Origin of the sequence: Synechocystis sp. FACHB-383, assembly GCF_014698605.1 — a bacterium.
In the GTDB taxonomy this organism is placed as follows: Bacteria; Cyanobacteriota; Cyanobacteriia; order Cyanobacteriales; family Microcystaceae; genus Synechocystis; species Synechocystis salina.
Genome location: NZ_JACJTJ010000047.1, coordinates 107,385 through 131,474, shown reverse-complemented (window position 1 = coordinate 131,474; position 24,090 = coordinate 107,385). Strand labels below are relative to the sequence as shown.

Sequence of the window (24,090 nt, the reverse complement as noted above, 5' to 3'; positions counted from 1 at the left end):
ATTTTGTGATTTTGCATAACTTCCTGGGGAGAAGCCGATAGGTAAATAACAGTTCAATTTTTGGTAAGCCCCATGACTCCCCTTAATTACGACAACATCACCATTGCCCGCACTAGCAATACCGCTGGTAAAACGACGGGAGATCCTTACCGCTGTCGCTATGACATCTTCACTGAAACGGGAGAAAAGTATGTGGCTTTCAATGGCAAGGGGGCTACGTTACTGAACTTAGCACCAGGCACCAAGCTCCGTATTGGCTGGAAATTTTTGGATAATCGCTGTGGAAGTCCCCATAAATCAATCCTTTGGTTTGAAATTGTTTCTACTCCTGCAGTTACGTCTTCATCCCAATCATCAAATAAGTTTTCCATGGCCAACATTAACGCAGAATATGCCCACATTTTAGCCATGATGGCAGGTTAAGAAAATGATTTACCCTACTGCTTCTGTTTCCAACCCTAAAACTTCTTCACTCTACAATCCTATGGTTAATAGTTTTACCCCCAACGCCACTGTTGATGATGCATTAATCCGTAATTATCAAGAAATGGCCGACACCATTAATTTCACCCTAGAGGATATGGCGAAAACGAAAAATATTCCCCTCGATGAAAATACCCGTCGCACCTACACTGAGCGCATTATTGCTTTCCTCCGTTATCTATTAAAGTTCCGTCATCAGTTATGTAATTCTCCCAGCTTCCGTAAACGCTTGATGGACAATTATTTAATGCCCATGTTTAAACGCCATGGCATGGATATTTTGGGTATGGGGCTAATGTTTGGTTTAGCTGTAACCTGTGTACCTGAATTAAGCAGCCTACTCTTGGCTAAAGGTCTGGTGGGACTAACTCAATTTGCCTTACCCTACATACACAAATTTGTGGTCTACCTAGCCAACCGTCATCAACGCCTAGCAAAACTGTTCCACTGGCTTGTGGGAGGTATCCGTCAATGCCTAGACAGGATTCAGAAAATTCTAGTTCAACTCTGGAAGTTTGTGGAAACCATGGCTCATCAGGGTTGGCAGGGGACAGTAAACGTGGTGGGTAAAACAATAACTGCAGTAAAGGACTGCCTGGTTAGTTTGTTCAACTGGGGTTGGGACAAAGTTAAAAGCTTATTCGGTAGTCCCCAAGCTCAATTAAATCCAACCTAATTTTTTAGCTTTTCCTTGTTAATTTGTTAACTTACATTAGGAGATTTACCATGATTAATCCTAAGCCTTTTTACAGTGACAATGATGACTTTTATGATGATGATGAAAATTACGAAAGCTCTGCAAATTCAAATAGCTATGGAGTAGATCGCTATGATGACCGGTCAATGGATTGGGGCTATTTAGCTGATATGCAAGAAGAGGGTTGGTGGACTAATCATAATAGTGAAATCACTATCGGAGACTACTTGGTCGGGTATGATTAATTTTGGGTTTCCATTTGCCAAAATGGGTCATTAAACTTCGTCAAAACGTGCTATTTGGAGACTGAATTCCGGTAGCACATTTTCCCCATTTAAAATAGTTGGTAAAGTTTTTATCTCCACTGGATTTTTGGGGCGATAAATTTCTACAGTCTGATCTTGGGGGTTAATTAACCAGCCTAGTCGTAATCCGCTGGCTAAATATTCTTCCATTTTTGCCTGTAATTCGTCTAGGCGATCAGTGCGGGAGCGTAATTCTAGGACAAAATCAGGGCAAAGGGGTGGAAATTTTTCTTGGTCTTCCCGGCTTAGACTTTGCCATTTCTCCAAGCTAACCCAAGCGGCATCAGGAGATCGATCGCCGCCTTGAGGTAAACGGAAGATGGTGGAAGAACTAAAAATTTTGCCCAGCCCAGTTTGTCGATTCCAAATGCCCAGATCAATGAGGAAGTCTGCTTCTCGGTTACCGCTCACTCCACCAACGGGGGACATAACAATTAAATCTCCTGTGCTATTGCGTTCTAATTGGCGATCGGGGTTTGCAAGACAAAGATTATAAAATTGTTCATCGGTCAAGTTAACCCGATCTAGCTTGAGTGTTAATGTTTTCATGATTTACTTGGTAGCTTCTTCGACTGAAATTAACTAATCGAAATCAAAGTTGTTTTCACTGAGAGCCTTCTAAATTTGTCTTGTATTTAACTGACCGTCTTCCAAAGGGAAGATAAAAGAGAACTTTCTTAAAATCAGATGGCTAAGTCAAAATTCACTCCATCTTTCTCTTTATTATTTCATTTATAAAGAGCAATTATGGAGAGCGATAAACTTCTCGACGATGGGCAATTCTGCGTAATGTTATAGTTTCTTCTGTATCATTAATATTATATAAAATTCGATAGTTACCGACCCGAAGTCGATATCCCTCACTACCTTTCATTTTAATAGCGTTGCCAAAACGAGGATCATTTTTTAATTGTTGCAAGTTTTCTATAATTTGACCGTGGAAGGGTTCGGAAATTTTTTGCAATTGTTTTTGCACTGTTTTAGGAATTTGGAGAGTGTAAGTCATTGCGCTCTATCCCTTGTTTGAGGAAAGATATTGCTCCAGCGTTACATAATCTCCTGCTTCCATTTCGGGATCTGTCTCGCCTAGGGCCTGTTGATAGCCCTGTTGACAGCGAAGTTCATCTAGTTCTTCTAACAAAGATTGGTAAATTTGCAGATCAAGCACTACAGCGATCTTGTTGCCTTCCGTATCTGTCAAATATTGGGGAGAAACTTCAATGGGGAATTCCATAATTTTTTAAAGGGTAAAGATTGTTTGCAAAACTAAGTTTTAATCTGCCTCACCGATGAGGGTAAAGCCACTCCAATAGTAGGGGTCAGGATATGCGGCTTTGGTTTCTAGCATGGCATTCCTTAACGCGGTGGCTTTATCCACCCCCTGTTGTTGCCATTGGCGATAGAACTCGGTCATCAGGGTTTTGGTGGAAGCATCGTCCACACTCCAGAGGGAAACCAATACGCTGGGTACGCCGCCAGCAATGAGGGAACGGGATAGACCAATGACCCCATCCCCGGTAATCTCTCCTTGGCCGGTATCGCAGGCACTGAGCACCACTAGGCGGGCGTTGAGGGGATTATCCTCAAATTGGTTAAAGATGTCTTCGGCGGTAATCCTGCCGGGAGTTTGGAACAGGCCATCATCGGGGGCCCCTGGTTCGGCGGTGAGGTAAATGGCACTGCTCAGACCCCGTTGGTCGTTGAAACTAGCATGGGTGGCAAAGTGAATAATGTCCGCCTGGGGCATTTGGGCGAGCACTTCCGCTTCGGTGGCTTTTTTGCCCAAAAGGGGTTGCACTCCCAAGAGGCTAGCGATTTGTTCGGCTTCTGCCCCCGCATTCTCCAGGGACTTGAGATTATCGGGGTAGGGATAGGGATTGCCCACCACCAGGGCTTTACTCTTACTTTGTCCTTGTTTAGCCAATCGTTGATTTTGGGCGGCGGTTTGGGCCAACACTTGGATAGATGGAGAAGTAAGAATAGTATGTTTTTCAATCAAGTATCGACCTTGGGCATCCTGGAGGGCCGCAAAGGGAACGCCAAATAAAGCTCCCTGGGGCATAAAAATCACCCTCTCTGCTGGATCTTGGGGCAACAGGTCGGCGATCGGCTCTATGAGAATTTGATGCAGTTGTCGCAGAGAAGTGTCAGTCTTACTAGCAATGCGGCTAATGCTGACATTTTCGAGGGGTTCTTCCCGGCGGGTTTGGTCGAGGTTAACGGTCTGTTTATCCTGGTCTATGGCAACAACCTGCCAGGGCTCATCGCTGGGAAATTCCCCTTGGAGTTTGACGTAATCCCCAACGGCGATATTTTCCAGGCTGTTGATGGCACCACTATTGTTACCCCGACTTTGCTGGGGACGATCTGGGGGAGCTTGGGCAATGGTTTGGCGAGCAGTTTCAACGAGTTTGGAAAGGTTTATATCTTTGTTGCTGAGGTTAAAAGAACGAAATTCCAGCTTGCCATCGGGAGAAATGACATAAATGTAAAGTTCATTTTCCTTCTCTCCGCTAGTACCTGGAAGATTTTCAATCAACGAGTAGGTCACTAAAGAGCTATTGCTGTTCTTGGCTACAGCTTGCAATTCACTGAGGATAGGCTGACGCAAAGAAGAAGCATTTTCAATATTAGAGAAACGTTGATTGAGCAGTTCAACTAATATTCTGGCCCGTCCTCTTTCAGCGACAGCTATAGCTTCTGTTGGTTGATTTTGGGCAACTAACGCTTTTTGCAGGAGTTTATAGCCAGTTGAGTAGGTATCAAAATAAGAAACCTGAAGTTCATCATTAAATTTGTTGATGTCTACTGATTCAAGCAAGCTAAGGGACTGATTTATGTATTTAATAGCACCTTCATATTGCTTGTTTTTGAATTCTAAATATCCCAAGTTACCAAGGGTTATAGTTTCACCAAATAGGTCTCCTACTTGTTTGCGGATAACAAGAGCTTGGCTGAAATAATCAAAAGCTTTTTGATTATTTCCCAGGTCATCATATGTCCCAGCAATATTGTTAAGAGTTGTACCCTCGCTAGATAAGTCTCCTACCTGTTTACTAATAACTAATGCTTGGTTATAATAATCAATTGCTTTTCTTCTATCTCCTAAATCATGATATATGTTACCGATATTGTTGAGAGTTGTACCCTCGCCAGATAAATCTCCTACCTGTTTACGGATAACAAGAGCTTGGTTATAGTAATCAATTGCTTTTCTTCTATCTCCTAAATCATGATATATGTTACCGATATTGTTGAGAGTTGTACCCTCGCCAGATAAATCTCCTACCTGTTTACGGATAACAAGAGCTTGGTTATAGTAATCAATTGCTTTTCTTCTATCTCCTAGATCAGAATATATCAAGCCAATATTGCTAAGAGTTGTGCCTTCGCTAGATAAATCTCCAACTTGTTTACTAATAACCAATGCTTGGTTATAGTAATCAAGGGCTTTCTGTTTATCTCCTAGACCAGAATATAAACTACCAATGTTGTTAAGAATTTTACCTTCGCCAAATAAATCTCCTATCTGTTTACTAATAACTAATGCTTGGTTAAAATAATCAAGAGCTTTCTGTTTATCTCCTAGATCAGAATATATTCCGCCAATATTGTTAAGAGTTATACTTTCGCCAGATAAATCTCCTACCTGCTTACTAATAACTAATGCTTGGTTATAGTAATCAATTGCTTTTCTTCTATCTCCTAAATCATGATATATGTTACCGATATTGTTGAGAGTTGTACCCTCGCCAGATAAATCTCCTACCTGCTTACGGATAACAAGAGCTTGGTTATAGTAATCAAGGGCTTTCTGTTTATCTCCTAGATCAGAATGTATCAAGCCAATGTTGTTAAGATTTGTACCTTCGCTAGATAAATCTCCAACTTGTTTACTAATAACCAATGCTTGGTTATAGTAATCAAGGGCTTTCTGTTTATCTCCTAGATCAGAATATATCAAGCCAATATTGTTAAGGTTTGTGCCTTCGCTAGATAAATCTCCAACTTGTTTACTAATAACTAATGCTTGGTTATAGTAATCAAGGGCTTTCTGCTTATCTCCTAAATCAGAATATAAACTGCCAATGTTGTTAAGGACAATGCTTACATTTTGACCATCGTCTAATTGACGATATAAAATAAGGGAATTTTCATAAAGTTCTATTGCTTTATATAAAGATTCAGACGAATTTTTGATTTCAAGAGATTGTGCTTGATTAAACCAAATATCAGCTTTTAAAACAATTAATTCAGATGAAGTGGGTATCTTAACTAGTAGTTGATACTGCCCGGCTTTCTCCGGTTTGTAATTTATTACTCCAATCTGATATTTACCGACTTTAACTTCTTCCATAAAAATACCGATACGAGTATCATCAAAAATATTATTTTCTCCAAGTTTATTACCTTCCGAATCTAACATCATTAAAAAAGCATCAAAATCATCAGATTCTGCTGAAATAAAAATGGGAGAATTGCTCGTTATCTCTATCTCATGAACATCAAGAAGAACGCCATCATCTAACTTTATATCTCCCTCTTCTAAAGTGCCCTGTACGTCCAGTAAAATCTGTGGTTTCGGCTCAGCTAAAGTCATTCCTGGTGCCCATAGCCCCCCTAACAGGAACAAGCCTAAACAATATCGAAATAATATAGTTTTCATTGACCAGAGCTAGATATGTCGGTAATGGGGCTAAGGGAGCTTAAGCCTTCATGGGCCAACAACTGTGCCCATAACTCCGTCAGAGTAAAAGTTTTATCTTCCTCTAAGGTCAACAAACTATGAATAGCGTCGTACCACCAGCCCTGCTGAAAATATAACTCAACTTTTTCCATTGGAGTCATTGTTGTTAACTGAGCTAACAGCACTGGGGAGAGGGCTTCAGGATCGAGACTAATATTACCTTCTACATAATCGATCGCCGTATTATGGGGCCCACCACAATCCACCGTAAAATTCCAGCGATAGACCAAACCCCGCTCCAACTCCAGATCCTCCGGCAAGGGAATAGGTAACAAACCTGCCTGGGCCGGCACTTGCCACTGCCGATCCAGCAACACAGCTTCAGCCCCATTCTGCCAAGTCTTGAGAGTAAAACTAACGGGATAGGTAGTGCCCTGGTCATAGGGAAAATACACATAAATCACCGGGGATTCCACCCCCACCCTGCCCTCATAACTCTTGGGGATCAAAGCCGTTAAAGGCAAGTCCCCAGAAGCACCACAACCGTTGCGGGAACCGCCTAATACCGTGCGCGGAGGATTGCCAGTGCGTCGTCCCGATTGCCCCACATCCGTCGGTGGTTGCCAACGTACCGGCTTAGGCTTAACTCTTGTGTCCTTCTCCCCTGCTAGTAGTGCATTCTGGGGCAGTAACAACGCTCCTAACAAACCTAGAAAGAGGAAAAAACGAATCACGCTGATATTTATGAGTTTCTGTGCCATCTTTCCACTCCTGTCGGCGTAGGGCAAAAAGTCTTAGTAATAAGCCTAACCTAATATAGTGAGTGTGATACCATCAACGTACATAATCCGGTACGGTGACAGACAATGGATAACTTTAGTGCCACCCAAGCTCGTAGTCAGCTTTTTCGATTGATGGATGAGGTTGCCGAAAATCATCAACCTGTTTTGATTACTGGCAAACGGAATAATGCTGTCCTTCTGAGCCAAGAAGACTGGGAATCCATCCAAGAAACCCTTTATTTGCTCTCTATTCCCGCCATGGGAGAATCCATTAGAACCGGTATGGTCACCCCCATCAGTGAATGTGAAACGGAGTTAGATTGGTGACGTGGAAATTGGTTTACACCAAACAAGCCCAAAAAGATGCCAAAAAGCTTGCCTCTGCCGGATTAAAGCCAAAAGCGGAAGCCCTTCTAGATATTATTCGGGAAGATCCCTACGCCAATCCGCCTCGCTATGAAAAACTGGTTGGAGATTTAGCCGGAGCTTACTCCAGAAGAATCAATATTCAACATCGCTTGGTCTATGAGGTTATTGAAGAAGAAAAAACAATAAAAATTCTTCGCCTTTGGACTCACTATGAATAGTAAAATATCACTATGAAATTAACAGTCAGAAAACGGGGTAATTCCCTTAGCCTAATCATCCCCAAGGAAATTGCTACCCAGCTCAACATTGAAGACGGAGACTCTGCGTATCTGACTAAAACCCCTAATGGCTATGAAATATCCGCTACAGATCCTGATTTTGCCCAAAAAATGGAGTTGGCGAGGGAGGGTATCAAAAAATATCGTAATGCCCTGATTGACTTAGCCCAATGTAAATAATCACTAATCTAAGTTCTTTATCAGAACATTCAACCACCTATGAATCAGTTAAAAGTCTCCCCCCAAACATGGCAAAAACTTAAATCTTTTGCAAATCATTTGAATCTTTCCGTTACACAATTACCGGAAAAAATCATCCAAGGTGAATTGGCCATTATCGACGCTGAAGAACTTGGGGATCTGATTGATGTTCAAGACACCATTAACGCTGAGAATGATCCAGAAAATCAACAACCAATTGAGTGGGAAGTTATTAAGCAAGGATTGAATTTATAGAAGATGGCAAAATATCAAATACCATGATTGAAAATGATCCCATCAGAATTCCCCAACAATTGCCATTCCTAGAATTTTTATGTTGGCAAATGAAAACCCCTAAAGCATTAAGCTTAGAAGAGATGTTGAGCCGTTATGAGAGAGGATGGAAATATCGCTCCCTGTTCGAGCCATCGCCAGAAGAGTTAGTTTTTTTAGAAACCATCGCCAGAAAATATCACTCGTGGTTAATCACTGAAATATAATGTTTAATCGTCCCCATCATAATGAAATTCTCAACGTTCTAAATCAGCTAGATCATCAGATTTTTCAAGAGACTTATACTTGCTTTGGTGGCGGGACACTAATTACATTGCTTAATCAAGAATTTCGAGAAAGTAATGACATTGATTTCGTTTGCTCCATACAATCTACAGGCTATAAACAACTGAGAAAACTAATTTTTGACAAAGGTTACGAAGCTTTATTTTTACAATCAAAAAGTTTGAGAATTGGGCGGAATAACATGGATCAATACGGTATCCGCTTGTTAGTAGAAAGTAATAACGTTCCCATCAAACTTGAGATTATTGCCGAAGCCAGATTTGTCATCGAACAACCCAGAAAACTGCCTTGGTTATCACTACCCTGTTTGAGTGAAGAAGACCTATGGACATCGAAGCTTTTAGCCAATGCTGACCGCTTTATGGACAAAAGTATTGTATCAAGGGATCTGATTGATTTAGCTGTTCTTCGTTTATCTTCCCCCATTTCATCGATCAGTAGGGAAAAAGCAGAGTCTGCCTATGAAGTTATGCGACCGTTGCAATCTGCAATTGATAAGTTTCAAAATCAACCAGAATATCGTCAAAAATGCTGGGAAAATTTGATAATTAATAATGATTTTATTCCAAGAATCGTAGACGGAATAGATCTACTGGCTATCGACTGTAACTTATCTCAAACGACAAGACAATTTAATGAGTGTCACCAATATTTTTAAGATCATATCCTGTGGTAATGCCATCAATTTACATAATCAGGTATGGGAAAATTTATTCAAACTAAGCAAGAATTGAATTTATTAATTATTAATCTTTATCCTTGTAACGGACTTTTGCGTATTCGTGTTGGGGATTATCGTATAATTTACAGAATTGAAAACGAATAATTAATAGTGATTGTTATTAAAATTGCCCATCGCAGAGAAGTTTACCAATAACAGTATCCTGTTAGCACGAGATTGAATTTTAGTTATAATATTTAGGAGACATTATTAGAAACAGGATCTTGTTGAAGTTTGATCGAATCTTTCTCAAATGAGTCAATACAATTACTCAATACGTTAAGCATAAATTCAACACTGAAGCCCATTTTTGGAGGTGTTGTATGAACATAACTTAAATATGTGGGTCTTGTTTTAAACTCGTGAAGTTGAAATCCATGTGATCCTTTACCACCACGACCCTCATGTACGTAGGAGTTCCTCATTTCTTTATAAGCAATGGCACCATAACTAGATAGCATTAACCATTCTCTAATCACATGCATTTGTTTACATTCATAGTTATCAAACTTAGTTAAAATATCTTTCAGATTTAGATCGTCAGAGATAGTTCTAAGTTTTCTACTATCTGGCTCTAGATCAATAGGTGGAGAGCTTCTTTTAAGATTCTGTAGAAGTTCGATCACTTTATCAGGCAGCTTGTAATCACAATTATAATTAGGCTTTTTGGAGGCTAGATAGAAATTTTCTTTATCTATACGATGCCAAACATCAGACAATGAAACTTTCTGAAATATATCGCCGTAATAATCACATAAGAATTCAGCAAAAATTAGACGCGAGCCTAATAGTTTACACTTGCTTTTACCAATTCTTTTTGACCACAAGTTTGATAAAATATCAAGACAAGACCATATTAAAATATTAGCTTCGTAATTATTAGTTTGATTACTGGCAAGCGCAGTAATGCTGTCCTTATCAGTCAAGAAGACTGGGAATCCATCCAAGAAACCCTTTATTTGCTCTCTATTCCCGCCATGGGAGAATCCATTAGAACCGGTATGGCTACCCCCATTAGTGAATGTGAAACGGAGTTAGATTGGTGAACAGGAAGCCATCTTCACTCAAGCAGATGATCTAATTGCCCTCAGACAAGAAATTGGAGATGCTGTTCATTGCCATTTTATAAATACAGAAGAACGTCCAAAAATTATTCGCTTACATATTTTGCAACAAAAATAACTAGTTTTTTAGCGGGACAAAGACTCTTCTAGCACCTGACGAATATAACGTTGATAACTCATTCCCTGGGCTTTAGAAGCCTCCTTAACTGCGGCTAACAATGCCGAAGAAATACGTAGAGTAATACTCTTATCTTTCGTGGCAAACTCAAACGTGGCAGGGGTAAAGTTTTCGGGCACTAGATACTCTGTCAGATCTTGATCCAGAAAATCTTCTAACTCCTGATCAGTATTCATCTTGGGCAAAGGCTTGTTCATACTTTTTTGCTTCCTTTTGATGCATGTAACGGGCGCTAATGGGCCGTATTAACAATTTTCCTTCTCGGTTACGAAAAGTAAAAGCCACTAGCATTGGCCGACCAGCAACGGAACAGCCAATGGCCAAAAACCGCTCCTCCCGGGTTGAATGTTGAACATCCGGTGCCGTCCAAACAGAACCCTGGAAAAGTTGCTCAATGTCATCTTTGGTCAAGCCGTGTTTTTCACATTTATGGCTATTGCCTTCGTCCCAATCAAAGCCAGCAATTTTTTTGTCCACAGACTAATCCTAGCAACTGTATTGACAATTGACAATACAAAACTTATTAGCTCATCGCCGAACTGTAATCTTCCCTAGTTTGGCTCCCCGCTCCTAATAAAACTTTCCCCCAACATCAACAGCAAAAACAATAATGGGGATGCCAGGGGTAGCCATAGGCCCAAAGACCAGAGAATGAGCCAACTAGAGCCAGTTACCCCAACTAAACTCGCAATTACCACCAATTGTTGTTGACGGCGGGAACCATCGAAAATAATTACGGTGACAATGCCGCCAGTGGTGACGCCGACCCAAAAGAGAATCCAGAGTAATTCTGCTCCCTGCGAGGTAGTGGTCAAGAGAGGTTTTCCATCTAAAACAGCATCCAAAATCTGCTTAACCATTTGCCCATGGATAACCACCCCAGGAATATCGGATTCTAGGACAGTGCTGTGTTGGTCCTTGTGCCCATAACCCAGAAGCACAATCTTATCTTTGAGTTCCAACCGTTGTTCAGTATCAGCAAAGAGGGTGGAAAGACTAATTTCCCTCACTACTCCTCTCGGCTGGGGACGAAAGAGAATTTGATAGTCTGTCACCTCATTAGGACGATAAACCCCAGATTTAGCTGTAAGGGACTGAAAATCAACGTTATTCAGGGTTAAAACGACATTGTCAGCAGGGAATATATTTTCTTCCCCCAGGTAATTCAACGCTAGGGAAAGGGCCAGGGATTGGTTAGTGGGGCAGGATTCGGTGTTAGTAAATTCTCCGTGCAACAATTGACGACGAATAACCTGATCCCGGTCAATGGGGAAATTAATGAAAGCTAGGTGATCGCTATCCATACCAGGCGGGGGTAATAACTCTTCCCCCTTTTGATCAGCAAAACCACAGGAGACCAACAGGCGATCGCCGTTACGAAACACTTCCCCCAAGCGAGTATTACCCTCAGCAATAGGTAAATCCCGACCGATGTCCAGACCAAGCCAACGGGGTTGATAACGCCTTATTCTCTCCAACGCTTCCGCCAATGCCCCATCGGAAATCACATCGGCCCCTGCCGCAGATTGCAAGCCATTTTGACGCAAAATATCAAGGTCATTTTGGTCAATGGTCACCACGACAATGCGTTCATCAACGGCGGTGGAAACTGGTTGGGAACGGAGCATCAGGTCAAACAATTTCAGATCTAGCCCCTGGGTTAGCCCCAGCCACCGTAATAACAAAACCAGAATGGTAGCCCCCACTGCCCAAAGACCCGTCCGGCGGATGGATTGGGGTTGCTGACGTAATTCTGCCCAGAGAGGTGGGGCTACACTGGGATTGTGGTGAATGACCGGTAACCAACCTACCCCCGGATAACGGCGATCGTATTCCTCCAAATTCGTTAGGCTACTCCGTACCGCCCGAAAAATAGATTGTTTTCCCTGGACGTAATGACGGAAAAAACTATCTAAAAAGCCATGGGCCACTATATCCGCCACTTCTTCCTTCATGGACAGCACCGTACTTAATCCCAGATCCAGCAAAGCTTCCGCTAATTGGGCACTGGCGCAGGAGTTAAACACCGCTACCCTCAACCCATTGCCGATCGCCCGTTGGAAAGCAAGACGCAAATCGGCGATCGTTACCCCCTCCACGGTGCCTGTTTGCCCCAGCAACATGGCGGCCAAGTCTTGATCAAAGGAGGCTTCACTGTGGCCGGAGTAAACAAAGAGATCAAAACCAGCCCCATCCCGCAGATTACGGCTTAAAGTTTGATAATCCGGTTGGTGTATGGTGACAACTTCTACTTTCTTGCCCTGATGGGTTAAACCCGCCAATACTCTTTGGTCTGGTCCAAGGTCAATACCCTCGTTATTGCCCAAAACATGGAGGATGCGAATAGCAGGGAAAAAGTGCCGTTGTAGGCGGACAGTGGGGTGAATCGCTTCTAGGTTGGCGATCGGGGCAGGGGGTAGACCATACTGGCAAGTATTGATAGCAAAATGAACTAAATTTAGGTTTTGCTCCTTTAAAAGGGGCCATTCCCCCCAGGGTAATTTGGCTAAAGTGAAAGCATTGGGGGAGGCCGATTGATAAAGGGATTGTCCAAGCTGAATCACTAATTGGGTTTCCCCTGTTCCCCTTTCGCTCCAGCGAATAATTTCTTTTTCCACCGCCTGCCAGCCCGGTTCTGGACTGGTTAACCATTGCACCATCGCCTGTTGTAAAGCCCGTTTTTGTTCCGTTTGCGGCTGGTTGTAATGGCTGGCGATCGCCTGCTTACTGGTGACCTTAATACCCCGTCGTCGTTGGGGTTGCCCCGTGCGGGCAGTAGTAATTTCGCTGACCCATTGTCGATGCAGTTGGTAAAGATCTAGGTTGGGAGCAAGGGATGGTAAACGACCATAAAAATCCCTCTGCTGGCTTCTGGTTTGCCCTTGGGTAATGGTTTCCACATCCAGGGCCACCGTAAAACCAGAGGTAAAATCCCCCTCAATAATCTTCAGCACCAACAGTTGTAGATCCATGAAATGTCTAGAGTTGAATATCCTCGGTAATACTTTCCCCACCCACCGTTACTCGAATGCGGAAGTTGGTGCCGGGGTCGATGGTCAAGCCAATTTTCAACAGATTTTTACCGGGGGTCTGGTCTCCGGTTACGGCAATCTCGTCAATAAATTCATTTCCCGCCGATAAAAGGGTTAAACGGGTGCCAGGGGGCAAGCTCTGGTGTTGGTTGGCGGTTTTCAACTCAATGGAGCCGTTGATAGTTTGATCTGGGGCCGGCATCAGGGCAATGAGTAAATTAAGGGCTGTATCCGCCAGATTCAACTCTGCCCCAATGGTTTTCTGCAACCGATGGGCCGCCTGGGGATGACGGGGTTCAATGCGAGCCAAGGTACCGGCCGCTAGCCAACGGGTATCTTCATCTCCGGTCTGGTCAATAATTTGCGTTAGTTCCCGCACTACCGATGCCGTATCTTCCGGTTTCACTACTTCCCCTAGGGTAATGATTAACCGTTGCCGAGCCACTTCACTACCGGCACTATGGAGCTTATCAATGATTCTTTCAACAGTATTAGCACTACGGACAGGGGAAAAACTTGGTTCCAGCAGGTAAAATTCTGCCATTTGCCAAGCCTGCTCTTGGGCAGTAGTTAACCACTGGTGAATTACACTCGCAGCGGTTCTTAGTCCGTTTTCTATGGTGTTCGCCACCGAAGACTGGGCCTTTTGCAATTCTGCTTGGGCAATGAGACTAAAAAGAAAATCTGGCGGTTGTAACATTTCCTTCGTTAGGGGAGCGGCACTAACTTGTTCGACACAACCCAACAATCTACCGGTGGTTAAATCGGCATTAATTTCCACCACCACATAACCCAAGCGGTCTGACCAAGTTTCAGGGCTAAACTGTACTGTTTGTTGTTGAGGAGAGATACCACGGCATTCTAATCGTCCTAACCCCGACAAAGACAGATCTGCCACTTCTTCCCCTAAATGCAATAACGGTTGGGTGCTGTAACTACTCGACCAGTCATAGGCAATATCGTAGATATCTAACCAATGGGCCACTGCTCTCACCGCTAAGAGATTAGGAATAAGCCGACTTAACTTTTCCCCCTGACAGCCGGACTGAACTACTAACCGTTGCACCCACTGTCGGTCTTGGAGCGTGAGGGGAATGGATGGGGATTGTACTAAGTTGTTCATGGTTTTAACAATTTATTCTCGGCGTATTATTTGGCGATCGCCGCTGAAGCAACGGAGCCTTCGACCTAATTAGTTATCGCTGTTCCCGCTGGATTTTATGCATAAATGCCAAAACTTGATGAATGACCCTAAATTCGTAGAATCTTTCCAGCGCCCCCGCTTCTACCCCTAACCTATTTGCCACCTGGATTAATCCCTGTCGTGGTTGTTGAAGCACTGCTAGGGTTTCCCGTAAGAAAATCTGGGCAGTAATCTCCGGTTTTTCCCTGAGCCTAATTTCCTGTAAACAAGGTTCCGACTCCAGCCATTGTTGCAGGCGATCGCCAAGATTAAGTTTGTGCCATTGCTTTTGGGTCAACAAGCTTCGTAAATGTTCACAGGGGTTAACAGGAGTATCGGGGGTGATGAAGTCGTAGTTGCTCTGGATAAAGTTAACCAGCTTGGGACGGCATTTGCGCTCGTAAAAACTACTTAGGGTCGCCACTGAAACGTTATATTCTTTAGCCAGATCCCCCCAGGGCACTTCCCGCAGAAAACGTTGCTCTAAGAGGACTTTAACCGTTAACTGGGGCTGATTTTTGATGCTCTCTTCTGCTAACTGTGGACTTTCCTCCAGCCACTGCGCTATGCCTTCGCTCATCACCTTGGCCTGGTCACCATAGGACGGAGAAGCCATCATGGCCAGTAGTCCCTCCCCTTCTTCCTCCGTTGAGGCTTGGATTTGACGCTGCTGTTGTTGCTGGATTTTAATTTGCTGGCTTTTAAATTCATTTTTGAGCCGGAAGTTCAACCATGTGGCTACCTGGGCTTTACTGGGGTCATACTCCCGATAATGACGGTAAAAGTATTCCAGGGTCTTCAACCAGGCTTCCGCGTAGGCATCTGCATATTGTTCTTGGTAGTTGCGCCATAATTTTCCCGACGCCTGCAATAGTGCCATGGCCTGGGAAAGTATTTCCCTTTCACCCAGGGTTTGGGCTGTGGGATGTAACCCGTCCTCAGACAATTTTTTTGCTTGTTCGATCAGTATTTGTAGTTGACAATTCACGTCATTCCCAGCTACAAGGGCCACTGTCGCAAACATTCGCTTCTTCCATGGACCCCGTTCAGCACTAGCAAGGGGCAATTTTCCTGATTTTTGGCGATCGCCATCAAGCTCTAAATACTCCTTTTCCATAGCGGGAATCTTAAAATTAACCGGTAAAAAAGTTTTAGCACGGCAAGGGATGTTGACCTTATGCAGTTAGGATTTCAAGCCCCATCTAGGGCTGTGGTCCGATTTTTCTGGCTGTGGTGCAGAAAAATAGTTAATCTGGGTTTTCGGTGCGCGATAATGTGAAGAATAGTTACAAGCAAAATCAATCAGGTTAATTTCGTCTCCCTCCCAAAATTTGGCGATCGCCACCATGAAGCGGTTAAGGGCGAACGAACCACTGCCTAGGCTAGCTGGTAAAATTAACCACCGCCCCCAAGCTGAGGGGCCCTTTAGGGTCTCCAATTGCCGTCCATATTTCCTTCCAATATCCGTTGCTAGCTCCTATGACAAACTCCTCTGTTGCCACCAATTCTACCCAACCTTTCCTTGGTCAACCTTGGTTAGTGGAAGAACGAGATGCCTGTGGTGTGGGTTTTATCGCTAATCTCCGGGGTGAACCGGACCATACCCTGGTGGAGCAGGCCCTAAAGGCCTTGGGATGTATGGAGCATCGGGGAGGATGCAGTGCCGATAATGATTCGGGAGACGGGGCCGGGGTGATGACCGCCATTCCCCGGGAGCTCTTGGCCCAGTGGTTTGCCACCCGTAATTTGCCCATGCCCGACGGCGATCGCCTGGGGGTAGGAATGGTCTTTTTGCCCCAGGAACCAACGGCCAGGGAAGTGGCCCGGGCCTATGTGGAAGAAGTGGTACGGCTAGAAAAATTAACGGTGCTGGGCTGGCGGGAAGTGCCGGTGAACCCGGACGTCTTGGGTAGCCAGGCCCGCAGTAATCAACCCCACATTGAACAAATTTTGGTCACTTGCCCCGCTGGTTGTGCCGGGGATGAATTGGACCGTCGCCTATATATTGCCCGCTCCATCATTGGTAAAAGGCTAGCGGAAGATTTCTATGTTTGTTCCTTTTCTTCCCGCACCATTGTCTATAAAGGCATGGTCCGCAGTGTTATTTTGGGAGAATTTTATCTAGATTTACTCAATCCCCAATACATCAGTAATTTCGCCGTTTACCACCGTCGGTTTAGTACCAACACCATGCCCAAATGGCCCCTGGCCCAGCCCATGCGTATGCTGGGGCACAATGGGGAAATCAATACTCTCCTGGGCAATATTAATTGGATGGCGGCCCGGGAAGCGGCGTTGGAAGTACCAGGTTGGACCAAGGCGGAATTGGAAGCTTTAACTCCCATTGTCAACCAGGCTAACAGTGATTCCTACAACCTCGATAGTGCATTAGAGCTATTAACCCGCACTGGCCGTGGGCCCCTCGAAGCGGTGATGATTTTGGTGCCGGAAGCCTACAAAAATCAACCGGCGTTAAACAATTATCCCGAAATTAGCGATTTCTACGACTATTACAGCGGCCTGCAGGAACCCTGGGATGGCCCGGCCTTATTGGTGTTTAGTGATGGCAAGATTGTTGGGGCAGGGTTAGACCGCAATGGCCTGCGTCCGGCCCGCTACTGCATTACCAAAGACGATTACATTGTGGTGGGCTCCGAAGCGGGGGTAGTGGATTTACCAGAAGCAAGCATTGTGGAAAAGGGTCGTTTAGCTCCGGGGCAAATGATTGCCGTGGATTTAGACCAGAAAAAAATTCTCAAAAACTACGAAATTAAACAGCAGGCGGCCCGGAAACATCCCTATGGGGAATGGTTAAAAACCAATCGTCAAATGGTTGCCTCGGAAAGTTTTGCTGACAAAAGTTTGTTTGCCGACGCTGAAACGACTTTGCAGCAACAGGCGGCCTTTGGCTACACGGCAGAAGATGTGGAAATGGTAATTGTGCCCATGGCTAACCAGGGTAAGGAGCCGACCTTTTGCATGGGGGACGATGCTCCTTTGGCCGTGCTGTCCCATAAACCCCGCCTACTGTACGACTACTTCAAACAACGCTTTGCCCAGGTGACCAATCCCCCCATTGACCCCCTACGGGAAAATTTGGTGATGTCCTTGGCCATGTTCCTGGGGCCCCGGGGCAATATTCTCGAGCCCAAGGCGGAAGCAGCCCGCATGATCAAGCTTCGATCGCCGCTGGTGAATGAGTTGGAGCTGGAAGCGATTAAACAAGGGCAGTTAAACACTGCGGTACTTTCTACCCTGTACGATTTAGGCGGCGTTAACAGTCTCCAGAGTGCCCTGGATAACCTGGTGCAACAGGCGATCGCCTCGGTGCAATCCGGCATTGAAATTTTGATATTAACCGACCGGCCCAATGGAGATACATTAAGCGAAAATCAGAGCTTTATTCCCCCTTTATTAGCGGTGGGAGCAGTACACCATCACCTAATTCGGGCTGGGTTAAGGCTACAGGCATCCCTGGTGGTGGATACGGCCCAATGTTGGAGTACCCATCACTTTGCTTGCTTGGTAGGCTATGGCGCTTCTGCCATTTGTCCCTACTTGGCCCTGGAATCAGTACGGCAATGGTGGCGGGATGAGAAAACCCAGAAGCTGATGGACAATGGTCGCCTCGCTAAAATTGACCTGGCCACCGCGTTGCAAAACTACCGGCAATCGGTGGAAGCGGGGCTGTTTAAGATTCTCTCCAAAATGGGCATTTCCCTCCTGTCCTCCTACCACGGTGCCCAAATTTTCGAGGCGATCGGTTTGGGGGCGGAATTGGTGGAATATGCCTTTGCTGGCACCACTAGCCGAGTGGGGGGGTTAACCATGGCCGACGTGGCCCAGGAAGTGATGGTTTTCCATAGCATGGCCTTCCCGGCAATGGCTAAAAAGTTGGAAAACTTTGGCTTTGTTAACTACCGCCCCGGTGGAGAGTACCACATGAACTCCCCAGAAATGTCCAAGTCCCTCCATAAAGCGGTGGCGGCCTACCAACGGGGAAGCAATGGGGCCAACGCCGAAGCCTATGACCACTACGGCCTTTATCGTCAATATCTGCGGGGGCGCCCCGTTACTGCACTGCGGGATCTGCTCGATCTTAATCCAGACCAGACTGCCATTCCCCTGGAAGAGGTGGAGTCGGTGGAATCCATTGTCAAACGCTTCTGTACTGGTGGTATGTCCCTCGGTGCCCTGTCTCGGGAAGCCCATGAAACTTTGGCGATCGCCATGAATCGGCTGGGGGCGAAATCCAACTCCGGGGAAGGGGGCGAAGACACGGTGCGCTACCTCACCCTAGATGACGTAGATGCGGAAGGTAACTCCCCCACGTTGCCCCATCTCCACGGCTTAGAAAATGGCGACACGGCCAACTCCGCCATTAAGCAAATTGCTTCCGGCCGTTTTGGTGTCACCCCGGAATATCTCATGAGTGGCAAACAGCTGGAAATCAAAATGGCCCAGGGGGCCAAACCCGGTGAAGGGGGTCAACTGCCCGGCAAAAAGGTCAGTGAATACATTGCCATGTTGCGCCGCTCCAAGCCTGGGGTAACTTTGATTTCTCCCCCTCCCCACCACGATATCTACTCCATTGAAGATCTAGCCCAACTAATCTATGACCTGCACCAAATTAATCCCCAAGCCCAGGTGTCGGTGAAATTGGTGGCGGAAATTGGCATTGGTACGATCGCCGCTGGGGTCGCCAAGGCCAATGCGGACATTATTCAAATTTCTGGCCACGACGGTGGTACGGGAGCGTCTCCCCTCAGTTCCATCAAACACGCCGGTTCTCCCTGGGAGTTGGGCGTTACCGAAGTGCATCGAGTGCTCATGGAAAACCAACTGCGGGACCGGGTTTTGCTCCGGGCTGACGGTGGTCTGAAAACCGGTTGGGATGTGGTGATGGCGGCGCTCATGGGGGCAGAAGAGTATGGCTTTGGCTCCATTGCCATGATTGCGGAAGGTTGCATTATGGCCCGGGTTTGCCACACCAACAATTGTCCCGTTGGGGTTGCCACCCAGCAGGAACGGTTACGACAACGGTTCAAAGGAGTGCCGGGGCAGGTAGTCAATTTCTTCTATTTCATTGCCGAAGAAGTGCGTTCCCTGTTGGCCCATCTGGGTTACCGCAGTTTGGACGACATCATTGGCCGCACCGATTTGCTCAAAGTCCGCTCCGATGTCCAGTTGAGTAAAACCCAGAATCTGACCTTAGATTGCTTGCTCAATCTGCCTGATACTAAGCAAAATCGACAATGGCTCAACCACGAGCCTGTCCACAGCAATGGTCCTGTGTTGGATGACGACATTTTGGCCGATCCTGACATCCAAGAAGCCATTAACCACCAAACCACTGTGACCAAAACCTACCGTCTGGTCAACACCGACCGTACCGTGGGCACCCGTCTCTCCGGGGCGATCGCCAAAAGGTATGGCAACAATGGCTTCACCGGCAGTATCACCCTCAATTTCCAAGGGGCTGCGGGCCAGAGCTTTGGGGCCTTTAACCTGGATGGCATGACTCTGCATCTGCAAGGAGAAGCTAACGACTATGTGGGCAAAGGTATGAATGGTGGTGAAATTGTCATCGTGCCCCATTCCCAGGCGAGCTTTGCACCAGAAGATAACGTCATTATCGGTAACACCTGTCTCTATGGAGCAACGGGGGGCAACCTTTATGCCAACGGCCGGGCGGGGGAACGCTTTGCGGTGCGTAACTCCATGGGTAAAGCGGTGATTGAAGGGGCTGGCGACCACTGTTGTGAATATATGACCGGCGGCGTGATTGTCGTCCTTGGCCCGGTGGGTCGTAACGTGGGGGCAGGCATGACCGGCGGTTTGGCCTACTTCCTCGATGAAGTGGGGGATTTACCGGAAAAAATCAACCCGGAAATTATCACTTTGCAACGGATTGCCGCTCCTAAAGGGGAAGAACAATTAAAAGCCATGATCACGGCCCATGTAGAAAGGACAGGCAGTCCCAAAGGAAAGGAAATTTTGGCTAACTGGTCCGATTATCTTGGCCAGTTCTGGCAGGCGGTTCCCCCCTCGGAAGCTGATTCCCCTGAAGCCAATGGGGATGCAAGTTTGGCTGGGGAGAAGACTCTAACCTCAGTTTAGTTGGATTGACCTAAAATATGCGCCCTAACCCTTGCCAGGTGCTTGGGGGGACTTTACTCGAAGTAACAAGGAGGTTAGAACAAAAAATTTAGTGTCATCTGTTGTGTTGCTGGTTTACCAAACTTTGTCTGTCTATTAATATTGTTCGCCTGGATGAGCGAACCGGCAATATTTTTCTCCTTGCGGGCGAGGAAAATATTGTCGTTGTAGAAAAGATGGTGGGACAGACCATGAAGTATACAATTTGACACTCTCTTACATTTGTTCGTCAAAGACATTGGCGATCGCCCGAATATGGCGGAGGTCGGAACCACAACAGGTTCCAAACACATTGGCTGAAGGGACTTTTTGTTTCAGCATCCAATAGGAGTGGGCAAGTTCCACTGGGTTACCGATGTCGAGAAAATCTGCTTGATCTAACTGGGCGTGACTACGGCGGGAAGGGTTACAGCGAAATCCCCCCAAGCGACTCAACCAAGCTTCTTCTGTGATCACGGAACAGAAATGGTCTGGATGGGCACAATTGACCATAAAATAAGCCGCTCCCTGATGGGTAGCCTCATCAACCCTGGCGATCGCCTCCGGCAGGGCAGTGCCCGTGGGTAAGTGACCGTCCGTTTCCACGGTGAAAGAAATGGACACGGGTAAGGAAAATTCTTGGCTAGCCCGGACAATACCAATCGCCTCATTAACACTGGTGAGGGTAAATGCCCCCAATAGATCGACCCCGGCCTCCGCTAACCAGCTAATTTGTTGCCGGTGATAGGCTTGGGCCTCCTCCGCATCACTGAAATGTTCACCGCCATAGGCATCCCCACAGGGGCCAATCAAACCGTTGATCAGTAAAGGTTTAATTTGAGTGATATAAGCCTGCTTCAAGGTTTTGGCAAATTCCACCGCTCGAAAATTGGCTTGCCGAATTTCTTCCACCCTCACCCCCAATTCTTCCGCAAAAAATGGTTGAGCCCGCCAGGTGGGAGCGTCAATTAAAAAGCCGAATTGTTTTTCTTTAGCCAAATCTAAAAAACCATGGAAGTAGTTCTTTAAGGCTTCCCGCCCCAGGGGATCGGACAGTAGGGTATGGGCGGCAAAGGCCGGTAGCTCAAAGCCTCGGTTGAAAATCATTTCCGTTTCCAGACCGCCGTCCAACAAAAAAATTTGCTCACACTGGTGGGGGAGATTGGTCATTTTGAGGGCTAACGCACAGTCAGCGGTTAATTAATTTTTCCACAAAAATCTTTATAGCCCACTCATGGGGAAGATGGAGGCAGGGGGCGTCGAGCTTTCATCGCCGCTAGGGTTGCTTCCACGGCCTGTTGTTCTTCCCATTGCTCAAACTTTTTATCCAGCGGGGATGGGGGAGGATTGAGCAATTCCCGTTCGGCCTCCAACTCCAGGATTTTGGTTTCGATTCTTTCAAATAAACTGCTGGCACTGGCATTGTCCAAATTGCCCGCAATCTCTTCAATTTTTTGAGCGGCGATCGCCGATTTTAAGCGAGCCAGATAGAGACTTTTTTGACTTTTAAGCTCCAAGTATTTGCGCTCCAGCTTTTGTAATTGTCCCCGTACCTGTTCCACCACCGCCCGTTGTTCCCCGAGGGATTTTTCTAGGGCTTCTGTATGACTTTGATAGGATTGTCTTTGCCCAAGGGCATCCCTAGCCAAGGCCTCGTTCCCCCCATCCAGGGCAGCCTGGGCTTTTTCGTACCAGCGCTGGGCGATTAATTTCTGGGCATCTCTCTGGCGTTCCGTACTTTTAAAAGTGGCAATGGTCTGGGCCAGGGCCCGCCGCAATTCGATCAACTCCAACTCCATCTCCCCCAATAGACGTTCGAGGAGTTCCTCCGGCGCTTCCTGTTGTTGCTGCCAATGGGTTAATTGGGCTTTCAACACCCTTCCAACCCGATTAAAAAGTTCCATGACAAAGAGGGTAAACCCTAATAGGGAGCTTGGTTAAGGCGTTCTAGTTCCTGCACCAACTGTTGGGTAGCAAGGTTAGTTCCCCGATCAGTGGCACTTCCCGCCTGATTATAGGTTTTAGTCAACTGCTGACGGGCATTTTGATTAAAAGACTGCTCCCCACCACTGGCAACGGCACTGGGGGAAGCGCCACTGGGCAACTGTTGATACATCTGCGATTCCACACTGGCTCCACTGGCGGAGGGGGAACTAGGGGCGGCACTGCCCTGATTACCATAATCGGCCCTGGCCACCGGAGGGGGAGGAACAACGCCACTTCCTATACCCGTATTAATCGGCGGGGGAGGAGGAGGGGGTAAGGGTGGGGTGGGAGCCTGGCGGATGGGTTGAATGGCAATGGTGGGCAATGGCTGACCCGACTGATTGGGGCGGGGGGGAGTGATATTACCGGGGGCGGCGGCCCCATAATAGCCAGGATTGTTTAAATAGGGACTATAGCCGGCCATGGGCACCGGCTGGGCTGGGGGGACCATGGTTGACGGGGGGGCACTGGGAACATTGGCAATATTCTGATTGGCGATCGCCTGGGGAGCAGAGGGAGCCGTAGGTTGGGGGTCATGCACCACAGCCATTTCGCTGAGATCCTGTGGATTGAGGCCAGGCCCCGCATCGGCCACCGGGGGTAAACCAGGGGTAATGGGGGGCAAACCATCAAACTGAGCCACCACCATCGTTGGGCCCGGGGCTCGGGCAGTCAAACTATAAACCGTTAATAATCCATTGGCCGCCACCAACATCAACAGTCCCGCCAAACTCCAGGGGGTAAATAGACGGGTAAGAATTTCCTCAGTGGGACAGGTGCTCTCTACTTCTTCTTCTTCCTGGGGCACCGGGCGGTCAATAAAACTAAATTCAAAACTTTCTGTTGCTTCCAGGGGCGGGGCTAGGGGCGCCAAGCTAGACTCTCCTGGGTCATAGTTCACCCTAGGCCTAGTTTCTTCCTCGGCCATTAGCTCTGCTTGAATGTAGTCAGACTCACTGGAGGCAAAGGACGATTTATCAACGGCGGAATAGTCAGTCATGGCGAGGCCACCAAGCAACGGCGGTTTATTCAGGTTAGGGCAAAATCAAACAGGCTGAGAACTATGGAGGTGTGAGTCTGAGCGATATTCTAGCCCAGGGATGTCTTGATCGCCATGGTTTCATTGACCCAATTGACCCAGGGAAAAAATCCAGGTTCCATGGAGCCAGTTTCCTTGATAGTGATTAATCAGAAAATCCAAAAATCATTTCATGGCATTTTTTGAATTTATTTCACAAAATAAAAATATTAAATCTAATCGATATACATTTTGTACAGTAATTGAAACGGCAATAAGATTAGAATTGCGATAGACTGCAAAAAAAAGATTCCACCCCTGAAATTATTGAGGGATTTCATTCCGAATAATTTTCAAATTAGTGACTCCGGCTTTGGTTGACTGGGTGC

24 protein-coding genes and 1 pseudogene are annotated in these 24,090 nt (G+C 46.2%); 11 read left to right on the top strand and 14 right to left on the bottom strand.

The annotated features are described in order from the left end of the window. Nucleotides 1-72: 72 nt before the first annotated feature. The 3 genes from H6G45_RS15090 to H6G45_RS15080 all read left to right on the top strand — a co-directional run bounded on the left by H6G45_RS15090 (nt 73) and on the right by H6G45_RS15080 (nt 1,425). Nucleotides 73-423, top strand: a complete 351-nt coding sequence (locus H6G45_RS15090) for a hypothetical protein (RefSeq protein WP_190599223.1) — start codon at nt 73-75, stop codon at nt 421-423. A 61-nt stretch (nt 424-484) separates the two neighbouring features. After that, the gene (locus H6G45_RS15085) at nt 485-1,159 is read left to right on the top strand and encodes a hypothetical protein (RefSeq protein ID WP_190599222.1); all 675 of its coding nucleotides are present in this window, start codon (nt 485-487) and stop codon (nt 1,157-1,159) included. 50 nt (nt 1,160-1,209) lie between these two features. Beyond that, nucleotides 1,210-1,425 (top strand): hypothetical protein, encoded by a 216-nt coding sequence (locus H6G45_RS15080; protein WP_190599221.1) that lies wholly within the window; start codon nt 1,210-1,212, stop codon nt 1,423-1,425. Between the two features lie 30 nt (nt 1,426-1,455). Here H6G45_RS15080 and H6G45_RS15075 read toward each other — a convergent pair whose 3' ends face one another. From H6G45_RS15075 to H6G45_RS15055, 5 genes are all read right to left on the bottom strand, one after another. Further along, entirely contained in the window at nt 1,456-2,034 is a 579-nt protein-coding gene (locus H6G45_RS15075) for a Uma2 family endonuclease (protein WP_190599220.1), read from the bottom strand. A 196-nt stretch (nt 2,035-2,230) separates the two neighbouring features. After that, nucleotides 2,231-2,491 (bottom strand): type II toxin-antitoxin system RelE/ParE family toxin, encoded by a 261-nt coding sequence (locus H6G45_RS15070; RefSeq protein WP_190599219.1) that lies wholly within the window; start codon nt 2,489-2,491, stop codon nt 2,231-2,233. Nucleotides 2,492-2,497: 6 nt separating this feature from the next. After that, the gene (locus H6G45_RS15065) at nt 2,498-2,719 is read right to left on the bottom strand and encodes a hypothetical protein (RefSeq protein ID WP_190599218.1); all 222 of its coding nucleotides are present in this window, start codon (nt 2,717-2,719) and stop codon (nt 2,498-2,500) included. A 39-nt stretch (nt 2,720-2,758) separates the two neighbouring features. Then, nucleotides 2,759-6,085, bottom strand: coding sequence for a tetratricopeptide repeat protein (locus H6G45_RS15060; RefSeq protein ID WP_190599217.1), 3,327 nt, complete (start codon nt 6,083-6,085; stop codon nt 2,759-2,761). A 62-nt stretch (nt 6,086-6,147) separates the two neighbouring features. Further along, nucleotides 6,148-6,933, bottom strand: coding sequence for a DUF928 domain-containing protein (locus tag H6G45_RS15055; protein WP_190599216.1), 786 nt, complete (start codon nt 6,931-6,933; stop codon nt 6,148-6,150). 105 nt (nt 6,934-7,038) lie between these two features. On the opposite strand from H6G45_RS15055, the gene H6G45_RS15050 reads away from it, so the two are divergent. The 6 genes from H6G45_RS15050 to H6G45_RS15025 are packed head-to-tail and all read left to right on the top strand — an operon-like array spanning nt 7,039 to nt 9,039. Continuing rightward, nucleotides 7,039-7,281 (top strand): type II toxin-antitoxin system Phd/YefM family antitoxin, encoded by a 243-nt coding sequence (locus tag H6G45_RS15050; protein WP_190599215.1) that lies wholly within the window; start codon nt 7,039-7,041, stop codon nt 7,279-7,281. Beyond that, nucleotides 7,278-7,541, top strand: coding sequence for a Txe/YoeB family addiction module toxin (locus tag H6G45_RS15045; protein ID WP_190599214.1), 264 nt, complete (start codon nt 7,278-7,280; stop codon nt 7,539-7,541). The genes H6G45_RS15050 and H6G45_RS15045 overlap by 4 nt, the downstream gene beginning before the upstream one ends. 12 nt (nt 7,542-7,553) lie before the next feature. Beyond that, entirely contained in the window at nt 7,554-7,781 is a 228-nt protein-coding gene (locus H6G45_RS15040) for an AbrB/MazE/SpoVT family DNA-binding domain-containing protein (protein WP_190599213.1), read from the top strand. A 39-nt stretch (nt 7,782-7,820) separates the two neighbouring features. Beyond that, entirely contained in the window at nt 7,821-8,057 is a 237-nt protein-coding gene (locus tag H6G45_RS15035; protein ID WP_190599212.1) for a hypothetical protein, read from the top strand. 23 nt (nt 8,058-8,080) lie between these two features. Next, entirely contained in the window at nt 8,081-8,302 is a 222-nt protein-coding gene (locus H6G45_RS15030; protein WP_190599211.1) for a hypothetical protein, read from the top strand. Then, nucleotides 8,302-9,039, top strand: a complete 738-nt coding sequence (locus H6G45_RS15025) for a nucleotidyl transferase AbiEii/AbiGii toxin family protein (protein WP_190599210.1) — start codon at nt 8,302-8,304, stop codon at nt 9,037-9,039. Before H6G45_RS15030 ends, H6G45_RS15025 begins: the two co-directional genes overlap by 1 nt. Nucleotides 9,040-9,299: 260 nt before the next feature. On the opposite strand, the gene H6G45_RS15020 is transcribed toward H6G45_RS15025, so the two are convergent. After that, the gene (locus H6G45_RS15020) at nt 9,300-10,028 is read right to left on the bottom strand and encodes a hypothetical protein (RefSeq protein ID WP_190599209.1); all 729 of its coding nucleotides are present in this window, start codon (nt 10,026-10,028) and stop codon (nt 9,300-9,302) included. On the opposite strand from H6G45_RS15020, the pseudogene H6G45_RS15015 reads away from it, so the two are divergent. Next, nucleotides 9,987-10,148: pseudogene (locus tag H6G45_RS15015) on the top strand (type II toxin-antitoxin system Phd/YefM family antitoxin); the annotation flags it as partial. The gene H6G45_RS15020 and the pseudogene H6G45_RS15015 overlap by 42 nt on opposite strands. Before the next feature lie 144 nt (nt 10,149-10,292). On the opposite strand, the gene H6G45_RS15010 reads toward H6G45_RS15015, so the two are convergent. The 5 genes from H6G45_RS15010 to H6G45_RS14990 all read right to left on the bottom strand — a co-directional run bounded on the left by H6G45_RS15010 (nt 10,293) and on the right by H6G45_RS14990 (nt 15,676). Then, the gene (locus H6G45_RS15010; protein ID WP_199309797.1) at nt 10,293-10,520 is read right to left on the bottom strand and encodes a CopG family antitoxin; all 228 of its coding nucleotides are present in this window, start codon (nt 10,518-10,520) and stop codon (nt 10,293-10,295) included. Continuing rightward, nucleotides 10,510-10,821, bottom strand: a complete 312-nt coding sequence (locus tag H6G45_RS15005) for a BrnT family toxin (protein ID WP_190599207.1) — start codon at nt 10,819-10,821, stop codon at nt 10,510-10,512. Before H6G45_RS15005 ends, H6G45_RS15010 begins: the two co-directional genes overlap by 11 nt. 74 nt (nt 10,822-10,895) lie before the next feature. Continuing rightward, nucleotides 10,896-13,316, bottom strand: a complete 2,421-nt coding sequence (locus H6G45_RS15000) for a CHASE2 domain-containing protein (RefSeq protein ID WP_190599206.1) — start codon at nt 13,314-13,316, stop codon at nt 10,896-10,898. 7 nt (nt 13,317-13,323) lie between these two features. Then, nucleotides 13,324-14,499 (bottom strand): DUF1822 family protein, encoded by a 1,176-nt coding sequence (locus tag H6G45_RS14995; protein ID WP_190599205.1) that lies wholly within the window; start codon nt 14,497-14,499, stop codon nt 13,324-13,326. A gap of 73 nt (nt 14,500-14,572) precedes the next feature. Then, nucleotides 14,573-15,676 (bottom strand): hypothetical protein, encoded by a 1,104-nt coding sequence (locus tag H6G45_RS14990; RefSeq protein ID WP_190599204.1) that lies wholly within the window; start codon nt 15,674-15,676, stop codon nt 14,573-14,575. Between the two features lie 332 nt (nt 15,677-16,008). On the opposite strand from H6G45_RS14990, the gene gltB reads away from it, so the two are divergent. Continuing rightward, a complete protein-coding gene (gene gltB, locus H6G45_RS14985) occupies nt 16,009-20,679 on the top strand; it encodes a glutamate synthase large subunit (protein ID WP_190599265.1) in 4,671 nt (1,556 codons plus the stop codon). A gap of 255 nt (nt 20,680-20,934) precedes the next feature. On the opposite strand, the gene H6G45_RS14980 is transcribed toward gltB, so the two are convergent. From H6G45_RS14980 to H6G45_RS14970, 3 genes are all read right to left on the bottom strand, one after another. Continuing rightward, nucleotides 20,935-21,867, bottom strand: coding sequence for a homocysteine S-methyltransferase family protein (locus H6G45_RS14980; protein ID WP_228016965.1), 933 nt, complete (start codon nt 21,865-21,867; stop codon nt 20,935-20,937). 62 nt (nt 21,868-21,929) lie between these two features. After that, nucleotides 21,930-22,601, bottom strand: coding sequence for a PspA/IM30 family protein (locus tag H6G45_RS14975; RefSeq protein ID WP_190599203.1), 672 nt, complete (start codon nt 22,599-22,601; stop codon nt 21,930-21,932). A 17-nt stretch (nt 22,602-22,618) separates the two neighbouring features. Continuing rightward, nucleotides 22,619-23,683 (bottom strand): hypothetical protein, encoded by a 1,065-nt coding sequence (locus H6G45_RS14970; protein WP_190599202.1) that lies wholly within the window; start codon nt 23,681-23,683, stop codon nt 22,619-22,621. Between the last annotated feature and the right edge of the window lie 407 nt (nt 23,684-24,090).